Consider the following 17831-nt stretch of genomic DNA (forward strand, 5'->3'; position numbering starts at 1 on the left):
CAGTCTGTGACTACACGGATCCAGAAACCCCCGGAAACTCAGTGTTGACGGGGGTTTTGCATTCAGAGCCGCCCAGTGTCGCCGAAATCCGGTCCGCTGTTGCCTGCAGCTTGGCCAGATATCGCTCGACGGCCTGCTCGGGAGTCAGTACCGACGAGAACCAGGTCAATCCCAGCGTGGCCACGGTGGCGTCGCCCTGCCGGACAGGGATGGCCATGGTGCAGGATTGCTTGCTGAATTCCAGGTCTCTGAGGGCGTAGCCGCGGGCGCGCGTGGTCTCGAGAATGCGCTTCAGGTTTGCCGGGTCGTGCGCCAGGCGGTCTTCATCGCGGCCGCTTTGGCGGACGACGCCCAGGATGAGCTCCTGCTCCTCGGCCGAGCAGAACGCAAGGTAGGCGCGTCCCAGCGCGCGCCCCACCATGCTGCGCCGGAGGTTGATCGACGAATGCAGGAGCGACAGCGGGGACTGCGGGATCGTGCTGTAGCGAACCACCATCGCGTCGACATCGAACAGCGCCAGCGTGGTGGGCCATTTGATTTCACGCGTGAGCTCGTCGCAGAACGGCGCGGCGACTTCGATGACCCGCGGACCGTGAACATACCCGCAATTGAGCGACGCGACGCCCGCGGCAAGGTAGTAGGCGCCGAAGCGCGAGGATTGTCCGACCAGGCCCTTGGCCTCGAATGTGCGAAGCAGGCGAGCGATCGTGGCCTTGGGGATGGCGGTGCGGCGGTAGAGGTCGTCTATCGTCGACACGGGTTGACGATTGAGCGCCTGGAGCAGCTCGATCGCGCGTTCGACGCTCCGGATGCCGGTCCGGATGGGCGAGGCCGGACGTCCGGGGGCGGGTGTAGCCGCGATAGTCCTGGGTGTGGAAACCATGCGAAACAGTATAAGTGCGCCGTTCGCGGGCCGTGCCGGCGGTGCCTGGCTATGCCTCGCCTGCCAGGCGGTCCCGCGCGCGGGCGGCCATATGGGTCCGATAGGTGCTCAGCCGGTAACCCAGGTCCGGTTCGATCGTCTCGACATGCATGGAGACGGCCATGGGCAGTCTGTCGCTCAAGGGCTTGAGCCGCTCCAAGGCCGCCGCGAATATCCGGTCTGTCGAGGCTTTTTGCGTGCCTGGGTCCCGGCCCGGCAGGACGCGAAGCGTGAGGTGGACGAAGGCATTGTCGGGGTGGCCGTCGGCGATGACGTAGTTCGCGACCGGGACGGCGCGGGTGCGCAGGCCCGCCAGAGGGAACACCCCATCCGCCGCCGCCTCCTGGTGCATGTGCCGGACGAACTCGTCGACGTCCAGGCTTGATTCGACGTTGGCGGAATACTCGATCCACAAGTGGGGCATGCTGGCGTTCTCCCGCGTTCGAATCAATTGATCTTGAGTCCGCGCTCGCGGATGAAGGCGGCGATGTTCTCCGCTTCCCGGCGATACTTGGCGGCAAACGCAGCGGCGTCGAGGGGTTCCAGCACGATGCCCTCCTTGCGCAGCTTCTGCCGCGTGGCTTCGCCCTTGAGCGCGGCTTGGACTGCCGTGTTGAGTCGTTGCGCAACCTCCGGCGGCGTGCCTGGCGGCGCGAACACGCCGAGTGCGCCCGCCGCATTGAATCCCGGCGCACCCCGCTGCGCGATGACCGGCAGATTGGGAAAGTCGGGGCTGGGATCGGGCGATCCGATCGCCAGGGCGCGTACGGCGCCGCTTTGCAAATGGCCGGCAGCCAGCGAGGTCGAGCTGAAGATAGCCTGAACGCGGCCGCCGAGCATGTCCGTCAACATCTGCGCGGCGCCCTTGTAGGGTACGGCCGTCATCCTGAGGCCGAACGCGGCGTTGAGATGTTCCAGGGCGAAGTGGTTGGGCGAGCCGATGCCGCTGGTTCCGAAGTTGATCTTTCCCGGCTGGCTCCTCACCACCTCGAGGAATTCATCGAAAGACTTGGCCGGGAAATCATGGGGCACCAGCAGCAGCGTCGTGGGTCGGCCGACGGAGGCGACGGGAAGCAGGTCGTTCACTGGATCGAACGACAGGCTCCTGTCGAGCGCCGCGGCAATCTGCAGAGAGGTGTAGGCCGTGAAGAGGATGGTCTGTCCATCCGGCCGCGCCTTGGCAATCTGTGCCGCGGCGACGGCGCCGGCCGCTCCGCCTTTGTTTTCAGGCACGATGGTGCGGCCGAGGAGGGGGCCGAGATCGCTGGCAAGCTGGCGCGCGACCGTGTCGACGATCGCGCCGGGCGGATAGCCGATGATCATCGTGAGGGGAGGCGCCGATGATGTGCCTTGGGCATGCGCTGCGGACATCGCTGCCAGCGTACCGAGCGCGGCTGCCAGGCGTATGAATGTGCCAGCGTGGAAGGGGTGGGTCATGACTGTCTCGCGGGTTGTTGTGGTTGTCGCTGGCCGGCTTCAGGAAGCGGCCGGCCGGGTGGGATCCTCATAATCCGCTGCGTTGGCGATCCAGCCTTTGGCGATGAAATCGCGTCGGGGCGGAGAGAATATGTCGATCAACAGGTGATAGCCCGCGCCTACCCCTTCGGTCGTGTGGATGAGGCCTGGCGGAATGACCAGCAATGAACGGGGTGCGGCCGCGAGGTGTTCATCGTCCCGCCACAGGTCGGCATTGCTGCCCCATGGCGTGCGCAAGTGATGCATGAAGCGGCCTTCGATCGCCAGCGATCCTTGCTCGAAATCGTCGTGACTGTGCGGACTCAGCTTTGCGCGGTCGCGCGGCCCGTCGTACTCGACCCAGTTGATGCTCAGCGTGTCGGTTTGATACATCTTGAGGCGTGCGTTATCGGCCGGCGCGGCGATGTCGTCGATGGCCGTGACCAGCGGTTTGCCCTCGCCGCTGCGCCGGCGGAACGCCGGCGTCGAAGCGACGATGCGGGAATCGCGGGTCCGTTCGTTGAGGTAATCCGAAGAACCGAGGTCGTTGCGGCTGCTGGCGATCAGTATCCCGAGTGCCGGCGCCTCGAGCGTAATCGTGCACCGGCCTGCCGGAATGATGCAGAATGACCGCCCGGGTGCCGCCGTCGTGCTTGTGCCGTGTTCAATGCGCGCGCCGGCGCCCGGAAGCAGCAGCAGTAATTCGTGCGCGCTGTCTGCGACATGAGGCTGCGTATGGCCGATCCAATCGACGCTGAAGTTCTGTGCGCGGCCGACATGGCGTTCGCCGGCTGACATGGCCTCGGGAAACTCGATGAGTTCCGCGTGGTGCGCCGTGAGTGGGGTAGCGTTCATGGTATGCGATCAGGGAAATCAAGCGATGGGGGGGCTGGGGCGGGGCAATTCGGTCAATGAGCCGACCGTCGCATACTGCGAGCCCCCGAGGCGCGTCAGCGGCAGCGTCCGGGCGACGTCGAAACGCCCTTGCGCATCGACGTACTCGTCCTGCAGATGAACGCCGATAACGCTGCCGAACACGACGGAACTCCGGGTCTCTCCGTTCCGGGTCGGCTCGATCTCGACGATCTGCAGCAGGCGGCATTCCAGGTGGGCAGGCGAAGCTGCCACGCGGGGAGGGGCGACCTTGACGCTCGGGAGTTTCTCCAGCCCGGCAACGTCGAATTCGTCGACTCCCGCCGGCAGGTTCAGCGAAGTCTGGTTCATGGCATCCCGCAGGTCCCAAGTGACCAGATTGGCCACGAATTCCCGGGTGGCGCGAACGTTGGCCAACGTGTCCTTCTCGGGACGGTCGCCCGCTGCATTGCACGAGAACATCAGGACCGGGGGCGCGGTGGACACCAGGTTGAAGTGCGAGAAAGGCGCCAGGTTGGCATGGCCCGACTCGTCAAGCGTGCTTATCCAGCCTATGGGGCGGGGAGCGACGATGGCGTTGAACAAACTTCTTCGATAGTCGGTGACGGTGTCTAGGTCGAGGAACATCGCGGGGCAAGCCTGAAAGGGAGAGAAGCGCCGGGCAGCCGGCGCTCCTCGAGCAGCGCTACGGGTGGACAAATATAAGGAGCGCGCCCGCATCGGGCCACGGCTTTTTTGGAGCTTTCCTAAGCGTGGAAAGCTTGGAGCCGGACGTCTGTCTGGCCGATGCCGGCGCCAATCGTCCGCTGGGCATTCCTGCGCTGCCGTGGTAGCCCGGGGGGTATCATGCGGGAAAACGAGACGCGGCCGGCCCTTCCTGCCGCCGATCCACAAGACCGCCGCACGAGACCCGATGACACGCACCCCGCCGGCCTGGCTGATGCCCGTAGTGGCCATTTGCATTCTGCAGACCAATTCGTCATTCCTGACCCGGCTCATTCCCATCGTCGCGCCGGCCATGTCCGCGGAGTTCGGCTGGAGCGGCAGCTCCATCGGCTACCTGACCGCCAGCAATTCGATGGGGGGGCTGGCCATACTGATCGCGGGCTCTGCGTTGCTCAAGCAAATAGGCGGGATGAGGACCTTGCAGCTGACGCTGTCGCTGGGGGCCGTTTGCCTGGCGTTGTTGCTGTATCCCAGCCTCGGCGTCGCGCTGGCCGCATGTTTTGCCATGGGCTTGAGCAACGGCGCCGCCAATCCGGCCGGCAGCGAGGTGCTGCAGCGATTTTCCCCGCCCGGCAAGCGCAACCTGATGTTCTCGATCAAGCAGGCCGGGGTTCCCTTGGGCGGCGTGATGGCGGGATTGCTGGTGCCGGCGATGGTCGCGCTGGGGGGCTGGCGCATGGCCCTCCTGGCGTGCGCGGCGATCGTGCTGTTGCCCATCGCGCTGACTTGGCGGCTCAGCGCCGGCCTGGACGAGATACCCGCGAAAACGGGCCGCGCCTTCCCGGTGCCGACCTGGCGGTCGCTGCGTACGCTGGGCGTGCCCTTGGCATCGCTGATGCACAACCGCGGCCTGCTGAAGATCTCCATCGTGGGCAGCCTGTTCGCGGTATCCCAGAGCTGCTGGTTCACGTTCACCGTGGTCTACCTGGTCGACGGCCTGGGTTATTCCCTCGGGCGGGCCGGGATGGTGTTTGCCGTGATGCAGGCAGGCGGCGTGATCGGCCGCGTAGCGCTGGGGTGGTTGTCCGACTATCTGCGGTCAGCCACGGCGGTGCTGTCGATCGCGGCCCTTCTTTCGGCGGCGACGACGGCGCTGCTGGGATTCACCAGCCCCGAGTGGCCGCTCTGGGCGGCCCTTTTGCTAGCGTTCGTCGCGGGATGTTCGGCGGCGAGCTGGAACGGCGTGCAGATCGCGGAAGTGGCGCGCCGGTCGCCGCCCCACCTGATCTCGGAAACCGCAGCGGGATCCAGCATCCTGGTCAACCTGACCAATATGGTGGCGCCCACGCTGTTCGCGGTGTTCGTCTCGGCCGGCGGGGGCTACGGCTATGCCTTCGTCTGTGCCGGGGCATGCTCGCTGCTGGTGCTCGCCTGCCTGCCGCGCGACCCGAGCGACGCCGGCGGGCGGTAGCGCGCGCTTGCAAGAACGGTTAACCCGGTACGCCCCGCCTGGCTCGCGGCTGCGGCGCGACGCCCAGGCGCGGGTCGCGCCGCAGCGCCAGTTCCGCCATCCTGGCAGCGACCGTCTCGAAATCGCCGTCGTCCTGCGGTACGTACAGCCATTTTCCCAGCACGGGATGGGGCCGCAGCGCCGGCGACTCCTCCACGAGCATGGCGTGGCGGTCTTTCGAGGTGCACACCAGCAGGCCGTTCCAGGGGTCGCCCCGGTCCGCCACCACGAGGCAAAGCAGGTCGTCCAGGTAGGCGGCGATGCAGCCGAACATGCGCTTGCTCGAATAGCCGGCATCCCGTTCCAGCGGCTCGAAGATCCACAGGAGCGAATTGCTGGCTGCCGCGATCTGTTTCCTGGGAGGCGCGAAGGGGGTAGGGCGGTCCTTGGACATGGGCGCCGCTTCGTCAGCCGGTCAATCGTGCCGCTCTTCGCACACGACCTGGGCGTCGGCGTAGGGAACGACGGTGTCGGGCGCGGCCATCATGGTTGACCCGCCGGCCGCGTACCATTGCCGCACGCTCTGCCCTTCCTGGTAGGCCACGGCGTAGATCCGCCCCCGGCACACTTCCTCCAGGCGGCGGTCGAGGCGGGCGCGCAGCGCGTCGGGGGAATCGCCGGGCTGGCCGACGACGCGCACGGCCTGCGCGCCCGGCCCCAGTTCCGTTTCAAAGGCTTGCGGTTCGGCGGCCGCCGCGCAGCCGGCCGCCAGGCAGCCGCCCCATATCAGCATGCGCCATGTCGCCTGCATGTCCATCCCACGTCTCCTTGCCCGATGCAGCGCAACGATACGTGGGCCAGGGTTTCCCTGCAAGCGCCTGCCTTACTCGTCCGCCTTGATCCCTTCCGAGCGGATCAGGTCGCCCCACTTCTTCGTGTCCTTGCGGGCCAGTTCCTCGAATTCCTTGGGCGTGGTCGGCGACAATTCCACGCCGCTGGATTCCGCGTAGGCCTTCAGCTCGGGCGAGGCCAGCGCCTTGCGCACCGCCGCATTCAGCGCCTCGACCTTGTCCGCCGGCGTGTTCTTGGGCGCGAACAGGCCGTACCAGTTGTTGGCATAGACGTTGGGCACGCCCAGCTCGTCGAAGGTCGGCACGTCGGGCAGCAGGGGCGAGCGCTTGGGCGCGGCGATGGCGAGCGCCTTGGCCTTGCCCGCCTTGATGTTGGACATCAGGCCGGAGATGTCGCCGATGAAGCCGTCCACCTGCCCGCCTATGGTGTCGGTAATGGCCGGCGCGGCACCCTTGTAGGGCACGTGCAGGATGTTGGCCTTGGTCGACAGCTTCAGCTGCACGATCGCCATGTGCGGCATGCTGCCCACGCCGGATGAGGCCATCGTGACGCCTTTCTGCGTTTTGGCTCGGGCAACGAAATCCTTGGCGGTCTTGCTGGGATGATCGGGACCGACGATCAGCACTTCGGGCGTGGAAACCAGCAGCGAGACCGGCGCGAAATCCTTGGCGGGATCGTAGATCAGCTTGGGGTAGAGCGCCGGGTTGATCGAGATCGCGCCCACCGAGCTGAGGAAGAGGGTGTGGCCGTCGGGGCGCGAGCGCGCCACCTGGTTCGCAGCGATGGCGCCGTTGCCGCCGGGCTTGTTCTCGACGACGACGGTCTGCTTGAGTTCCTTTTCCAGTTGCGTGGCGACCACGCGCGCCAGCGAATCGGCCGGTCCGCCGGGCGGGAAGGCGACGACGAGGCTGGTGACGGATTGGGCGTGGGCGCCGAAGGCGGCCATGCCGAGCAGGGCCGCTGCGAGCGGGCCGAGGATGCGGGGAGAGTTCAGGTGGAACATGGTGTTCTCCTTAATCGTTATGGACATTCGAGGCGCGGGCGTTCAACCGCCGGGTGCGCCCTGGGTGTTGACGAATAGCGAGTAAAGCGAAGTGCAGGACGCCATGAACAGGCGATTGCGGTGCTTGCCTCCAAAACACAGGTTGGCGCAGCGCTCGGGCAGCGCGATGCGGCCCAGGAGTTCTCCCTGGGGGGAAAATACGCGTACGCCATCGAGCTCGGGCGTGCCCATGCCCCAGCCGCACCAGAGGTTGCCGTGGACGTCCACGCGAAAGCCGTCGGGCGTGCCGTCGGCGGCGTCGAACAGCACGCGTTGCGCGCCCAGGCTCCGGCCATCGTCCGAGAGGTCGAACGCCAGGACGTTGCGCGGCCGCGAACGCGATTCGATGACGTACAGGCGTTTCTCGTCAGGAGAAAAGGCCAGGCCATTGGGGCCGTCGACCGTATCGCAGACGAGCGCGACGTCGCCGCTGTGGGGGTCGATGCGGTAGATGGCGGCGGGCAGTTCCTGCTCGGCTTTTTCCCCCTGGTAGTAGCCGATGATGCCGAAGGGCGGATCGGTGAACCAGATGGAACCGTCGGACTTCACCACGACGTCGTTGGGCGAGTTCAGCCGCTTGCCCCGGTAGCGGTCGGCCAGCACGGTGATGCGGCCGTCATGTTCGGTGCGGGTCACGCGCCGCCCCTGGTGTTCGCAGGTGACGAGGCGGCCCTGGCGGTCGCGCGTATTGCCGTTCGCATGGCCGGACACCGGCCGCCACACGTGCGCCTGGCCGGTGATCTCGTCCCAGCGCATGATGCGGTCGTTGGGCACGTCGCTCCACAATAGGTAGCGGCCATCGCCGAACCATACCGGCCCCTCGGCCCAGCGGCATCCCGTGGCCAGGCGCTCGACGGCCGCCAGCGGCAGCACGAGTTTCTCGAAGCGCGGGTCCAGCGCGATGACGGCCGGATCGGGGTAGCGCACAGGGGTGTCAGTCGCAGCGTGCACTCATGCCTCCATCGACCACGATCTCCGTGGCGGTGATGAACCGGGCCTCGTTCGAGGCGAGGAACAGCGCGGCGTTGGCGGTGTCCAGTCCATCGCCCATGAAGGGCAGAGGGATGCGCGACTGGCGCTGCGCGAGCAGTTTCTCGACGTCGCCGCCGGTGCGCTGCCCTGCCAGGCGGACCTCCACCATGGGCGTGTGCATCTGTCCGGGGATGACGGTGTTGCAGCGGATATTCTTCTTCGCATATTCCAGCGCCACGACGCGCGACAGCTGGATGACGCCGGCCTTGGCGCTGGAGTAGCCGACCTGGGCCGAGCCGGTCCAGCGTATGCCCGAGGTCGAGGCGATGTTGACGATGGCGCCGCCGCCCTGTTCCTCCATCAGCGGCAGCACGTGGCGGCAGCAGAGGTAGACGCTCTTGAGGTTGAAGTCGATCTGCGCGTCCCAGGTTTCCTCGTCCAGGTCCACCGGGCCGCCCTTGCGCGAGCCGCCCACGTTGTTGACCAGGATGTCCACGCCGCCCCAGGTATCCACGCAGGCGCGCACCATGTCGCGGACCTCGTCGGACGAGGTGACGTCGGCGCGCCAGATGGCGATCTCGCCCCCGATTTCACGCACGCGCGCGACGGTTTCTTCCATGGCCGCGGGGTCGCGGTCCACCGCGAACACGCGCGCGCCTTCCTGTGCGAAGCGGTAGGCGATGGCGCGTCCGTTGCCCCAGCCGGTGCCGACGCTGCCCGCGCCCGTGACGATGGCTACCTTGCCTTCCAATCGGCCTGTCATGATTTGTCTCTCGTGTCTCTTGATGGGGGAAATCGCATCAGCGCCCGAACTCGACGGTGCTGCCGTCGGGAGGCGGGATCTCGAAGACGCTCAGCGTCATCGAGATCAGCGTGTAGTAGCCGGCCATGCCGACCAGGTCCACGACACCGTCGGTGCCCAGCACCTCCATGGCTTCCCGGTACAGCGCATCCGAGACCTGGCGCGTTTCCACCAGCTCCCGCACGAAGCGATAGACCACCGATTCGTCCTGCCGGCTGAAGTCGGGCGAGGCGCCGGTACGGATCTGCTCCGCCACGGCGGCATCGAGTCCGGCCTTCAGCGCGATGGGATGGTGCGCCCACCACTCGAAGGGGGCGCGCCACAGCGCGGCCATGGTCAGGATGGCCAGCTCGGAGAGCCGGGGCGGCAGGCTGGAGTCGTAGCGGCAATACTGGCCCAGGGCCTGCGCATGCTCGGCCAGGCCGGGCCGGTGCAGCCAGATCGCCAGCGGCCCGCGCACCTTGCCGCGCGGCCCCGAGGCGATGGCGTCATAGACGCGGCGCTGGTGTTCGTTCATCTGCTCGACGTCGGGCGGATTCAGTCTGGGCATGCTCAAGTCTCCTGGTTGTCTGGGACGGCGCGGAACATGGTCCGCTTGGTATTGATGAAATGAGGGCGTACGCGGTCGCTCCATGCCGTCGCCCGCACCGCCAGCCATGCGGGAGAGCCGAAGGTCTCGCGGCTGGCGAGGTCGTAGCAGGCGATGTAGCGCGGCGATGCGTCGGCGGCGACATAGCGCCGCGCGCGCACGGTGCCGGGAACGGCGGCGAGGCCGGGCAGATGTTCCTGGTCGTACCAGCGGTCGAAGTCCTCCTCGGCTTGGGGGGTGACGTCCGTCTCCACCATGTAGAGCCAGGGGGCCGGCATGCCGGCTGCCTGCCCGGGCAGGCAGCCGGCGAGGGTCATCGCGACGGCCTGCGCGCGGGGATGCTGCCTGCGCAGCACGGCGGCCAGGCTCGCCAGGTCCTGCGGCGCCGGCAGCAGGGCGTAGCTCTCCGCATGGTCGGCCGCGTGATAAAGGCACAACCCGGCATGCGGGGCACCGGGCAGCTCGCGCAGCCGGGCGTAGTCCAGCGTTTCTTCCGGGAATCGGATTAACAGCGTTTGCATGTCTTGCTCGGTCTTCGTCGCAAGGGCGGACGCGCGGCGTCTTACTCCGCGAATCGATACAGCCGGTGCGGATTGTCCACGAGGACCTGCCGGCGCAACCCGGGATCGGGACACAACCGCAGGAACGTATTGAGCAGTTCGCCGTCGTCGGGCATGTCGCCGTGCACATTGGGGTGCGGCCAGTCCGTGCCCCACAGCAGGCGCCCGGGCATGGCTTCCAGCAGCGCGGCCATCAGCGGTTCGGCATCGCCGAAGGGACGCACGCCGGTGCTGGACGTGCGGTCCAGCCCCGAAATCTTGATCCACGCGCCTGGGTGGTCGCGCAGCGCCAGCAGCGACTGGAATGCCGCGCCTCCTGTGCCCTCGGCTGCCGCCACGCGTCCCATGTGATCGATCACGAAGGGTACGGGCAAGGTCTTCAGCTTGGGCAGCAGGCCTGCCAGCGATGCCTGGTCCGAATGGATGCATACGTGCCAGCCGAAGGGAGCGATGCGCGGCACGGTGCGCGCCAATTCATCCCATCCCGCGTTGGCCAGGTGGGACACGAAATTGAAACGCACCCCGCGCACGCCGCGGCGATCGAGTTCGGCGATGCGCGCTTCGTCTGCATCGGGATCGAGCAGCGCCACCGCGCGATACTGGCCCGCGCCGCGATCCAGCGCGTCCAGCGTGACCGACAGGTCGGTGCCGTGGCAACCCGGATGCACGATGACGCCGCGTTGGAAACCCAGCGTCCGGTGCAAGCCGAGCAATTGCTCGAACGGCGCATCGGGCGGCGTATAGGGCCGGTCGTCGGCGTAGGGAAATACGGCAGCCGGTCCGAAGACGTGGAAATGCGTGTCGCAGGCGTTCGCCGGCAGGGCTTGGGCCGGGGGCGTGATCTCGGCCAGTGGAGGTGCGCAATCGGGCATGGCGAAGTCGGAACTGTCGGGAATCCGGCATCATGCGCAAGCCCTGTCGGGCAAGCAATGCGTCCGCGCTGACTTCTGATATAGAAAAAACGTATACCATTGCATTCATGGACCTTCGGCAAATCCGCTATTTCATCGTGGTCTGCGAAATGCACAGCTTCTCCCGGGCGGGAGAAGTGCTGGGCGTGTCGCAGCCTTCGCTCAGCCGGCAGATCCAGCTGCTCGAAGCCGAGCTGCGCCATCATCTGCTCCGGCGGACCGGCCGGGGCGTGGAGCCGACCGAGGCGGGCCTGCGCTTCCTGGAACACGCCAAGGCCATCGACGCCCTGGCGGCGCGCGCGAGAAAGGACATGCATGCCTTTCGCTCGCATTCGCAGGACAAGGTGCGGCTGGGGATGCCGCACCGCGTGGCGCGCCGGATGGCGCCGCACATCGTGCAGGCGTTCCGCCGTCAGCATCCCGAGGCGGCGTTGACGCTGGCCGAAGGCTTGAGCTCGGAAATGAACGAATGGCTGGTCAAGGAAAGGGTCGACCTGGCGATCCTGTACGATCCGCCTCCTTCCTCGCTGCTGCGGTATGAGTCCATCTATCGCGAGGACCTCGTCCTGGCGTATGGCAAAGCCTGCCGGCCGGCGCCGCCGCCGCACGTACGCGCCAGCGATCTCGGCAGCTATCCGCTGGTGCTGCCCAGCGCGCCCAACACCATACGCGCGCTGGTGGACCGGACCTGCCGCGAGCTCAACGTGACGCTGAACGTCGTGGCGGAGGTGGACGTGGTCCATACCATCCTCGAGACCATGACCGAGGAAAGCATGTTCACCATCATTCCGCGCTCGGCGCTCAGCGACATGCAGGGCCAGGACTACCTGACGTTCTCGACCATCGTCGATCCCACCATCATGAACAACCTGACCCTGGCCACGCTGACGAGCGGCCCGCTGCCGCCCCTGGTGGAGGCGACGGCGCGCATCATCCGCGGACTCGACATGGCCCGCCTCTTTGCCTGATCCCGGCGCCGGATCCGGCTATACCGCCGCCTCCGGCCCGAAGAACTCATACCGCGTCTGCGCCTCGGGCACGCCCAGTTCCTTCAGGTAGCGCTTCACGTTGCGCATGAAGGGCCGAGGGCCGAGGAAGTACACGTCCACGTCCCGGTCCTGCGGCAGCCATTGCGCCAATTGCTCCTTGGTCAGGTATCCCACCGCGTCGGGCCGCTGCGCCGCCTCGCCAGGTTCGTCATAGCAGTAGAAGCGCTTGAGCTGCGGGAACTTGGCCGCCGCCGCGTCCACGTAGTCGCGGAAAGCATGCACGGCGCGGTTGCGCGCGCAGTGGATGAAGTGGATCGCGCGCGATGTGCCCAGGGCCGCTTGCAGCATGGCCAGGGTGGGCGTGATGCCGACGCCGCCGCTGATCAGCACCAGCGGCTTGCTGCTTGCCTGCAGCGTGAAATTGCCCGAGGGCGGGAAGAGCGCGAGGGTGTCGCCTTCGTTGACCTTGTCGTGCAGGTGGTTGGAGACCACGCCGTCGCCTTGGCGCTTGACGCTGATGCGGTACTCGCGTCCGTTGGGAGGAGCGGATAGCGAGTAGTTGCGGCGAACCTCGGCGCCGTCGACGAGCAGCGTCAGGCCGATGTACTGGCCGGGCTGGAAATCCAATACCGGGCCGCCGTCGGCGGGTACGAGATAGAAAGACGTGATCTCCGCGCTTTCGGGTTCCTTGCGGGCCACCCGGAAGGTCCGCGCGCCGCGCCAGCCGCCCGGCGCCTTCTCCTGGGTGGCGTAGCACTGCTCCTCGGCCTCGATCAGCAGCGAAGCCAGTTGCTGGTAGGCCGCGCCCCAGGCCTGCAGCACTTCGTCGGTCGCGACCTCGGGGCCCAGCACTTCGCGGATGGCGCGCAACAGGCACGAACCGACGATGGGATAGTGTTCGGGCAGGATCTGCAGCCCGACGTGCTTGTTCACGATGCGGCCGACCAGGCCGCCCAGCGGCGTAAGGTCGTCGATGTGGCGGGCATAGGCCAGCACGCCGTTGGCCAGCGCGCGGGGCTGGTCGCCGCTGGCCTGGTGCGCCTGGTTGAACAGCGGCCGCACCTGGGGATACTCGGCCAGCATGAGCCGGTAGAAATGGGTGGTCAGCGCTTCGCCGCCGGTTTCCAGCAGCGGGACGGTCGCCTTGACGATGGCTCGGTGTTGAGCGGACAGCATGGGATCTCCTGGGAGAGCGGCTGCATGGGAAGAAGCAGCCTTCGTCTTCTCTCTTTCAAGATGCATGCCAGGCGCAATCTCGCGGCACTGCGCCATATGCGGCGAAAGTAAGTCATAATGACATATACTGGACATGTGTTTTTATGACTCGTATATAGTCAAAATGACTGCAAACGCCTTGCTGCACGCGCTCGTTCCGCTGGTCGACGACCTGGCGCGCGACCTGGCCGAAGGGGAACGCTACCGGCGCTTGCTCAAGGCCGTTCGCGCCCTGGTGCCTTGCGATGCAACAGCGCTGTTGCGGCTCGATGGCGAATGGCTGGTGCCGCTTGCCGTGGATGGCCTGAGCGGCGACACGCTGGGCCGCCGCTTCAAGGTGGACGAGCACCCTCGTTTCCAGCTGCTGCTCCAGTCTGGCGGCCCGACTCGCTTTCCGGCCGGAAGCCGCCTGCCCGACCCCTATGACGGCCTCGTCGAAGGCATGGAAGGCGAACAGCTGGAAGTGCACGATTGCCTGGGTTGCGTGCTGCGGGTGGGCGAGCATCCGTGGGGACTGTTGACGCTGGACGCGCTGGAGGCCGGGCGGTTCTCCGAACATGACCTGGACATCCTGCAGACTTTCGCCAGCCTGGCCGCGGCCACGGTCAGCGTGGCCGACCGTCTGCAGCAACTGGCCTCGCGCGCCAGCGACGAACACCAGCGCGCGGAAATCTACCGTGCCGCCGCCGAAACCTCGCCGCGCCCGCTGCTCGGACAGAGCGCCGTCATCCGCCGGCTCCTGGACGAAGTGCGTACCGTGGGTGCCAGCGACCTGACCGTGCTGGTGACGGGCGAGACCGGCGTCGGAAAGGAACTGGTGGCGCAGGCCCTGCATGCGGCTTCGCCGCGCGCCGCGCGCCCGCTGGTCAGCCTCAATTGCGCCGCCTTGCCCGAAGCCCTGGTGGAAAGCGAGTTGTTCGGCCACGTCAAAGGTGCGTTCTCGGGCGCCGTGGGAGATCGCCGAGGCAAGTTCGAACTGGCCGACGGCGGCACGCTGCTGCTGGACGAGGTGGGCGAACTGCCGTTGACGGTGCAGGCCAAGCTGTTGCGCGTCCTGCAAAGCGGCCAGCTGCAGCGCGTCGGCTCCGATCGCGAGCACCATGTCGACGTGCGGCTGATCGCGGCCACCAACCGGGACCTTGCCGAGGAAGTCCGCAAGGGGCGCTTTCGTGCCGATCTCTATCACCGGCTGAGCGTGTACCCCTTGCGCGTGCCGCCCTTGCGCGAGCGCGGGCGGGACGTGCTGCTGCTCAGCGGCGCGTTCCTGGAGGAAAACCGCTCGCGCCTGGGTTTGCGCAACCTGCGCCTGGCCGCCGATGCGCAGGCGGCGCTCTTGGCCTACGACTGGCCGGGCAATGTGCGGGAACTGGAGCACTTGATCGGCCGCAGCGCATTGAAGGCGTTGTCGCGGCAGGCCAAGCGTCCCGCCATCCTGACACTGACGGCAGCCGACCTCGGGCTGGAGGAGCGCGAAGCGGGGCCGCCCGCTCCCGCGCTTGATCATACGGCGGCCAACAGCGCAGGCGTTTCGGCTCAGCCGTTGAAGCTGGCGGTCGACGACTACCAGCGCAGCCTGATCGTTGCGGCACTGCGCCGCCATGGGAACAATTGGTCGGCTGCCGCGCGCGAGCTGGGAGTGGATCGGGCCAACCTGGCGCGCCTGGCCGGAAGACTGGGGCTGCGGTCGGCGGCTTCCGGATCATGATGGCGCGAGGGCATACCCGGAAAGGAATAGGACATGGATCTGCAGAGCCTGAGAACCTTCGTCGCCTGCGTCGAGGAGAAAAGCCTGAGCCGCTGTGCCGAGAGGCTGAATGTCGTCGCTTCGGCGGTGAGCAAACGCCTAGCGGAACTCGAGCGCGAGCATGGCGTATCCCTGCTGCGCCGGACCGGACGGGGCGTCGAGCCCACGGCGGCGGGCGAGGCGCTGTATCGCCATGCGACCTCGCTGCTGGCGGCAGCCCGGCAACTGGAGCGTACGCTGGCGAGCTTTCGCGACGACGGAGAGTCGCATATCAGGATCGCCGCGTGCCGGTCGGTCGTGCTGCAGTATCTGCCGCGCGTCATCAGCATGCTGCGCCGCGCGTGCCCGGATCATCGCGTCGACATCGTGGAAGCGTCCAGCGTCGTGATTCCCGCGCTGGTCGCCCAGGGGGAAGCCGAAGTCGGCATCTATCACGCGCCGTTTCCGCCGCCGGGCTTGCACTGCGTGGAGTACCGCCGTGAACGCGTCGCCCTGGTCGTCCCGATGGGGCATCCGCTCGCACGGCGCGGCCCGGTAAGATTCTTCGACACACTGGATCACAATTACGTCGGTTACTTCCCGCGCCATGATCTTGCCAATTTTCAACGGCTGATCGGGGAAAACCTGCCCAAGCCCATCAATGTCAGCGCGCAGGTTTCCAATCCCGAGGCGCGCTGCATGCTCGTACGCGAGGGCCTGGGCCTGGCCCTGATGGCCGAGGGTCTGGCGCGGGCCTATGCCGAGAGGACGGGGGTCGAGGTCGTCGCGCTCGAGGATGAATGGGCGGGCCGCCAGATCTGGATGGCGTGCGGTGATCCCGCGGCCTTGCCGGAAGGCGCGCGGGAGCTCTTCAAGTACGCGCCGGCCTGATGATCCAGCGCCCGGCCGCAAGCGGGTGCGCTTCAGCCGCGCTTGAGCAGCAGGCCGCCATCGACGGGAAGGAGGACGCCCGTCACATATCGCGCTTCGTCCGACGCCAGGAAAAGCGCGGCGTTCGCAACGTCGGCGGCTTCACCCATGTAGCCCATCGGCACCAGCGCATCGCGTTCGCGGCGGATCATGTCGCGCGGCACCCCGGTTTCCTCGGCGCGCCGTTCGATCGCCATGGGCGTGTCGATCAGGCCCGGCAGGATCGCGTTGGCGCGCACGCCGTGCTTGGCGTTTTCGTACGCGATGTGCTGGGTCAGCGTGTTGACCGCGCCCTTGCTGGTCTTGTAGGTGACCGTGGGCCGGCCGGACAGCGAGGACGTCGACGACACGTTGATGATGCAGCCGGACCGCTGGCCCACCATCTGCGGCAGCGCGTGCTTGCACATCAGGAACATGCCGGTCAGGTTGGCGTCCATGATGCGCTGCCAGGATTCGAGCGACAGCTCGGCGGTCCTGGCGTCGCCCTTGGAGAAGCCCACGTTGTTGTGCAGGATGTCCAGGCGTCCCCATCTTTCCACGCACGATCGCACCACCTGGCGGCAGTCATTCTCGTCGGTGATGTCGGCTATCGCCACTTCCGCCGTGGCGCCCAGCCGGCGGACCGCTTCGAGCGTGTCCTCGGCCCATTCCCCGTTGATGTCCACCAGCAGGAGCGTCGCGCCTTCCTGTGCGAAGCGCTCCGCGGTGGCGCGTCCGTTGCCCCTCGTCGTGCCCGGGCGCTGGCCCGCGCCCACGATGATGGCCGTCTTGCCAGCCAACCGTTGGCCGTTCGTCGTCATATGCTGTCCTTGCATCAAGTGGTGGTGATCCCGCCGTCATGGATAACCTGGCGCCAGCGTGCCTGCTCGGCTTGGCGGAAGGCACGCATTTCCTGTGGCGAGCCGGCCGCGACCTTCATGCCGTCGGCGGCGACCCGCGCCTTGTAGCCGGGGTCGTTGGCGGCCTTGTTCAAGGCGGCGTTCAGCACGGCGACGATGTCGGGCGGAGTGCCCGCGGGGGCAAGGATCGCGTACCAGACTTCCGCCGAATAGCCGGGCACGAGTTCCGCGATAGCGGGGATGCCCGGATAGGCGGGCGTGCGCTCGCGCGAGGTGAGCGCGACGGCCTGCAGCGTTCCTTCTTCCACGTACTTCGCGACGCCTCCCGCGGTGGCGAAGACGAAGTCCAGGCGGCCGCCGGCCAGGTCGGTGTAGGCCTGGGCAGCGCCTTTGTAGGGGATGTGAGTCAGGTCGACGCCGGCCTTCATCTTGAATAGTTCCGCCGCCAGATGGACGGCCGAACCGTTGCCGGAGGAGCCGTAGGTCAGCTTGCCCGGATTGGCCTTGGCGTAGCGGATGACGGCATCGAGGGTCTTGAACCGGCTCTTCGGATGCGTGACCAGCACGTTCGGTCCGACGCAGATCAGGCCGACGTCGGTGAAGTCGCGGTCGGTGTCGTAGGGCAGGTCCTTGACCAGCGTGTCGTTGATGGCCAGGGCCGTAGTCGTCAGCAGCAGCGTGTAGCCGTCGGGCTTGGCCTTGGCCACGATGTTCGAGCCGATGACGGTGCCGCCTCCGGGCCGGTTGTCGACCACGATGGATTGGCCCAGCGCCTCGGCCATGGCGGCGGCCAGGGAGCGTCCGACGACATCCGTGCCGCCGCCCGGCGTGAAGGGGACGACGAGGCGCAGCGCGCGGGCGGGAAAGTCCTGGCCGCCGGCTGCCCGGGCGGCGGTGCCGGGCAGCGCCCCGGATGCGGCGGCAACGCCCAGCATGCGCAGCGTGTCGCGCCGGCTGGTCGACGGCAGTTTCATGATTGCCTCCTATGTGCTGTTCTAGTCAGGGCATCATAGGAAGCGGCGTTGCCGCCGAGTTGAAAAT

At 67.1% G+C, this 17831-nt stretch carries 20 protein-coding genes; 4 read left to right on the forward strand and 16 right to left on the reverse strand.

The annotated features are described in order from the left end of the window. Positions 1 to 10 precede the first annotated feature (10 nt). The 5 genes from CDO44_RS25505 to CDO44_RS25525 form a co-directional block, all read right to left on the reverse strand. Complete coding sequence (locus tag CDO44_RS25505) at positions 11 to 883, reverse strand: DNA-binding transcriptional regulator (protein WP_087783017.1); 873 nt, start codon at positions 881 to 883, stop codon at positions 11 to 13. 49 nt (positions 884 to 932) lie between these two features. Next, complete coding sequence (locus CDO44_RS25510) at positions 933 to 1346, reverse strand: 5-carboxymethyl-2-hydroxymuconate Delta-isomerase (protein WP_087783018.1); 414 nt, start codon at positions 1344 to 1346, stop codon at positions 933 to 935. A gap of 23 nt (positions 1347 to 1369) precedes the next feature. Next, the gene (locus CDO44_RS25515; protein ID WP_158213435.1) at positions 1370 to 2245 is read right to left on the reverse strand and encodes a tripartite tricarboxylate transporter substrate binding protein; all 876 of its coding nucleotides are present in this window, start codon (positions 2243 to 2245) and stop codon (positions 1370 to 1372) included. A gap of 153 nt (positions 2246 to 2398) precedes the next feature. Then, on the reverse strand, positions 2399 to 3232 hold the full coding sequence (locus CDO44_RS25520; protein WP_087783020.1) for a hypothetical protein: 834 nt from the start codon (positions 3230 to 3232) through the stop codon (positions 2399 to 2401). Between the two features lie 18 nt (positions 3233 to 3250). Beyond that, positions 3251 to 3877, reverse strand: a complete 627-nt coding sequence (locus CDO44_RS25525) for a flavin reductase family protein (RefSeq protein WP_087783021.1) — start codon at positions 3875 to 3877, stop codon at positions 3251 to 3253. Positions 3878 to 4163: 286 nt separating this feature from the next. Here CDO44_RS25525 and CDO44_RS25530 point away from each other — a divergent pair, with 286 nt between their 5' ends. After that, positions 4164 to 5387, forward strand: a complete 1224-nt coding sequence (locus CDO44_RS25530; protein ID WP_087783022.1) for an MFS transporter — start codon at positions 4164 to 4166, stop codon at positions 5385 to 5387. A gap of 19 nt (positions 5388 to 5406) precedes the next feature. Here CDO44_RS25530 and CDO44_RS25535 read toward each other — a convergent pair whose 3' ends face one another. The 8 genes from CDO44_RS25535 to CDO44_RS25570 all read right to left on the reverse strand — a co-directional run bounded on the left by CDO44_RS25535 (position 5407) and on the right by CDO44_RS25570 (position 11055). Beyond that, positions 5407 to 5820 carry a hypothetical protein gene (locus CDO44_RS25535; RefSeq protein ID WP_087783023.1) on the reverse strand — a complete coding sequence of 138 codons (414 nt, stop codon included), beginning with the start codon at positions 5818 to 5820 and terminating at the stop codon, positions 5407 to 5409. 21 nt (positions 5821 to 5841) lie between these two features. After that, the gene (locus tag CDO44_RS25540; RefSeq protein WP_144389595.1) at positions 5842 to 6177 is read right to left on the reverse strand and encodes a hypothetical protein; all 336 of its coding nucleotides are present in this window, start codon (positions 6175 to 6177) and stop codon (positions 5842 to 5844) included. A 72-nt stretch (positions 6178 to 6249) separates the two neighbouring features. Next, positions 6250 to 7221 carry a tripartite tricarboxylate transporter substrate binding protein gene (locus tag CDO44_RS25545; RefSeq protein WP_087783025.1) on the reverse strand — a complete coding sequence of 324 codons (972 nt, stop codon included), beginning with the start codon at positions 7219 to 7221 and terminating at the stop codon, positions 6250 to 6252. A 42-nt stretch (positions 7222 to 7263) separates the two neighbouring features. Beyond that, positions 7264 to 8211 carry an SMP-30/gluconolactonase/LRE family protein gene (locus CDO44_RS25550; protein WP_087783026.1) on the reverse strand — a complete coding sequence of 316 codons (948 nt, stop codon included), beginning with the start codon at positions 8209 to 8211 and terminating at the stop codon, positions 7264 to 7266. Further along, positions 8195 to 8995, reverse strand: a complete 801-nt coding sequence (locus CDO44_RS25555) for an SDR family NAD(P)-dependent oxidoreductase (RefSeq protein WP_087783027.1) — start codon at positions 8993 to 8995, stop codon at positions 8195 to 8197. The genes CDO44_RS25550 and CDO44_RS25555 overlap by 17 nt, the downstream gene beginning before the upstream one ends. Before the next feature lie 37 nt (positions 8996 to 9032). Then, the gene (locus CDO44_RS25560) at positions 9033 to 9584 is read right to left on the reverse strand and encodes a carboxymuconolactone decarboxylase family protein (RefSeq protein WP_087783028.1); all 552 of its coding nucleotides are present in this window, start codon (positions 9582 to 9584) and stop codon (positions 9033 to 9035) included. A 2-nt stretch (positions 9585 to 9586) separates the two neighbouring features. Continuing rightward, the gene (locus CDO44_RS25565; protein WP_087783029.1) at positions 9587 to 10144 is read right to left on the reverse strand and encodes a DUF4286 family protein; all 558 of its coding nucleotides are present in this window, start codon (positions 10142 to 10144) and stop codon (positions 9587 to 9589) included. 41 nt (positions 10145 to 10185) lie between these two features. Then, the gene (locus tag CDO44_RS25570; protein ID WP_087783030.1) at positions 10186 to 11055 is read right to left on the reverse strand and encodes an amidohydrolase; all 870 of its coding nucleotides are present in this window, start codon (positions 11053 to 11055) and stop codon (positions 10186 to 10188) included. Positions 11056 to 11162: 107 nt separating this feature from the next. On the opposite strand from CDO44_RS25570, the gene CDO44_RS25575 reads away from it, so the two are divergent. Then, entirely contained in the window at positions 11163 to 12062 is a 900-nt protein-coding gene (locus CDO44_RS25575) for a LysR family transcriptional regulator (RefSeq protein ID WP_087783031.1), read from the forward strand. Positions 12063 to 12080: 18 nt separating this feature from the next. Here CDO44_RS25575 and hmpA read toward each other — a convergent pair whose 3' ends face one another. After that, positions 12081 to 13259, reverse strand: a complete 1179-nt coding sequence (gene hmpA, locus CDO44_RS25580; protein WP_087783032.1) for an NO-inducible flavohemoprotein — start codon at positions 13257 to 13259, stop codon at positions 12081 to 12083. A gap of 163 nt (positions 13260 to 13422) precedes the next feature. Between hmpA and norR the strand changes: the two genes are divergently transcribed. Continuing rightward, positions 13423 to 15003: a nitric oxide reductase transcriptional regulator NorR gene (gene norR, locus CDO44_RS25585; RefSeq protein WP_087783033.1), complete on the forward strand. Its 1581-nt coding sequence runs from the start codon at positions 13423 to 13425 to the stop codon at positions 15001 to 15003. 33 nt (positions 15004 to 15036) lie between these two features. Next, positions 15037 to 15912 (forward strand): LysR family transcriptional regulator, encoded by an 876-nt coding sequence (locus tag CDO44_RS25590; protein ID WP_087783034.1) that lies wholly within the window; start codon positions 15037 to 15039, stop codon positions 15910 to 15912. A gap of 32 nt (positions 15913 to 15944) precedes the next feature. Here CDO44_RS25590 and CDO44_RS25595 read toward each other — a convergent pair whose 3' ends face one another. Both CDO44_RS25595 and CDO44_RS25600 read right to left on the reverse strand, forming a co-directional pair. Then, positions 15945 to 16751 (reverse strand): SDR family NAD(P)-dependent oxidoreductase, encoded by an 807-nt coding sequence (locus CDO44_RS25595; RefSeq protein WP_087783035.1) that lies wholly within the window; start codon positions 16749 to 16751, stop codon positions 15945 to 15947. A 14-nt stretch (positions 16752 to 16765) separates the two neighbouring features. Beyond that, on the reverse strand, positions 16766 to 17764 hold the full coding sequence (locus CDO44_RS25600) for a tripartite tricarboxylate transporter substrate binding protein (RefSeq protein ID WP_087783036.1): 999 nt from the start codon (positions 17762 to 17764) through the stop codon (positions 16766 to 16768). Positions 17765 to 17831 lie beyond the last annotated feature (67 nt).

The organism is Pigmentiphaga sp. NML080357 (assembly GCF_002188465.1).
Taxonomy (GTDB): Bacteria; Pseudomonadota; Gammaproteobacteria; order Burkholderiales; family Burkholderiaceae_B; genus Pigmentiphaga.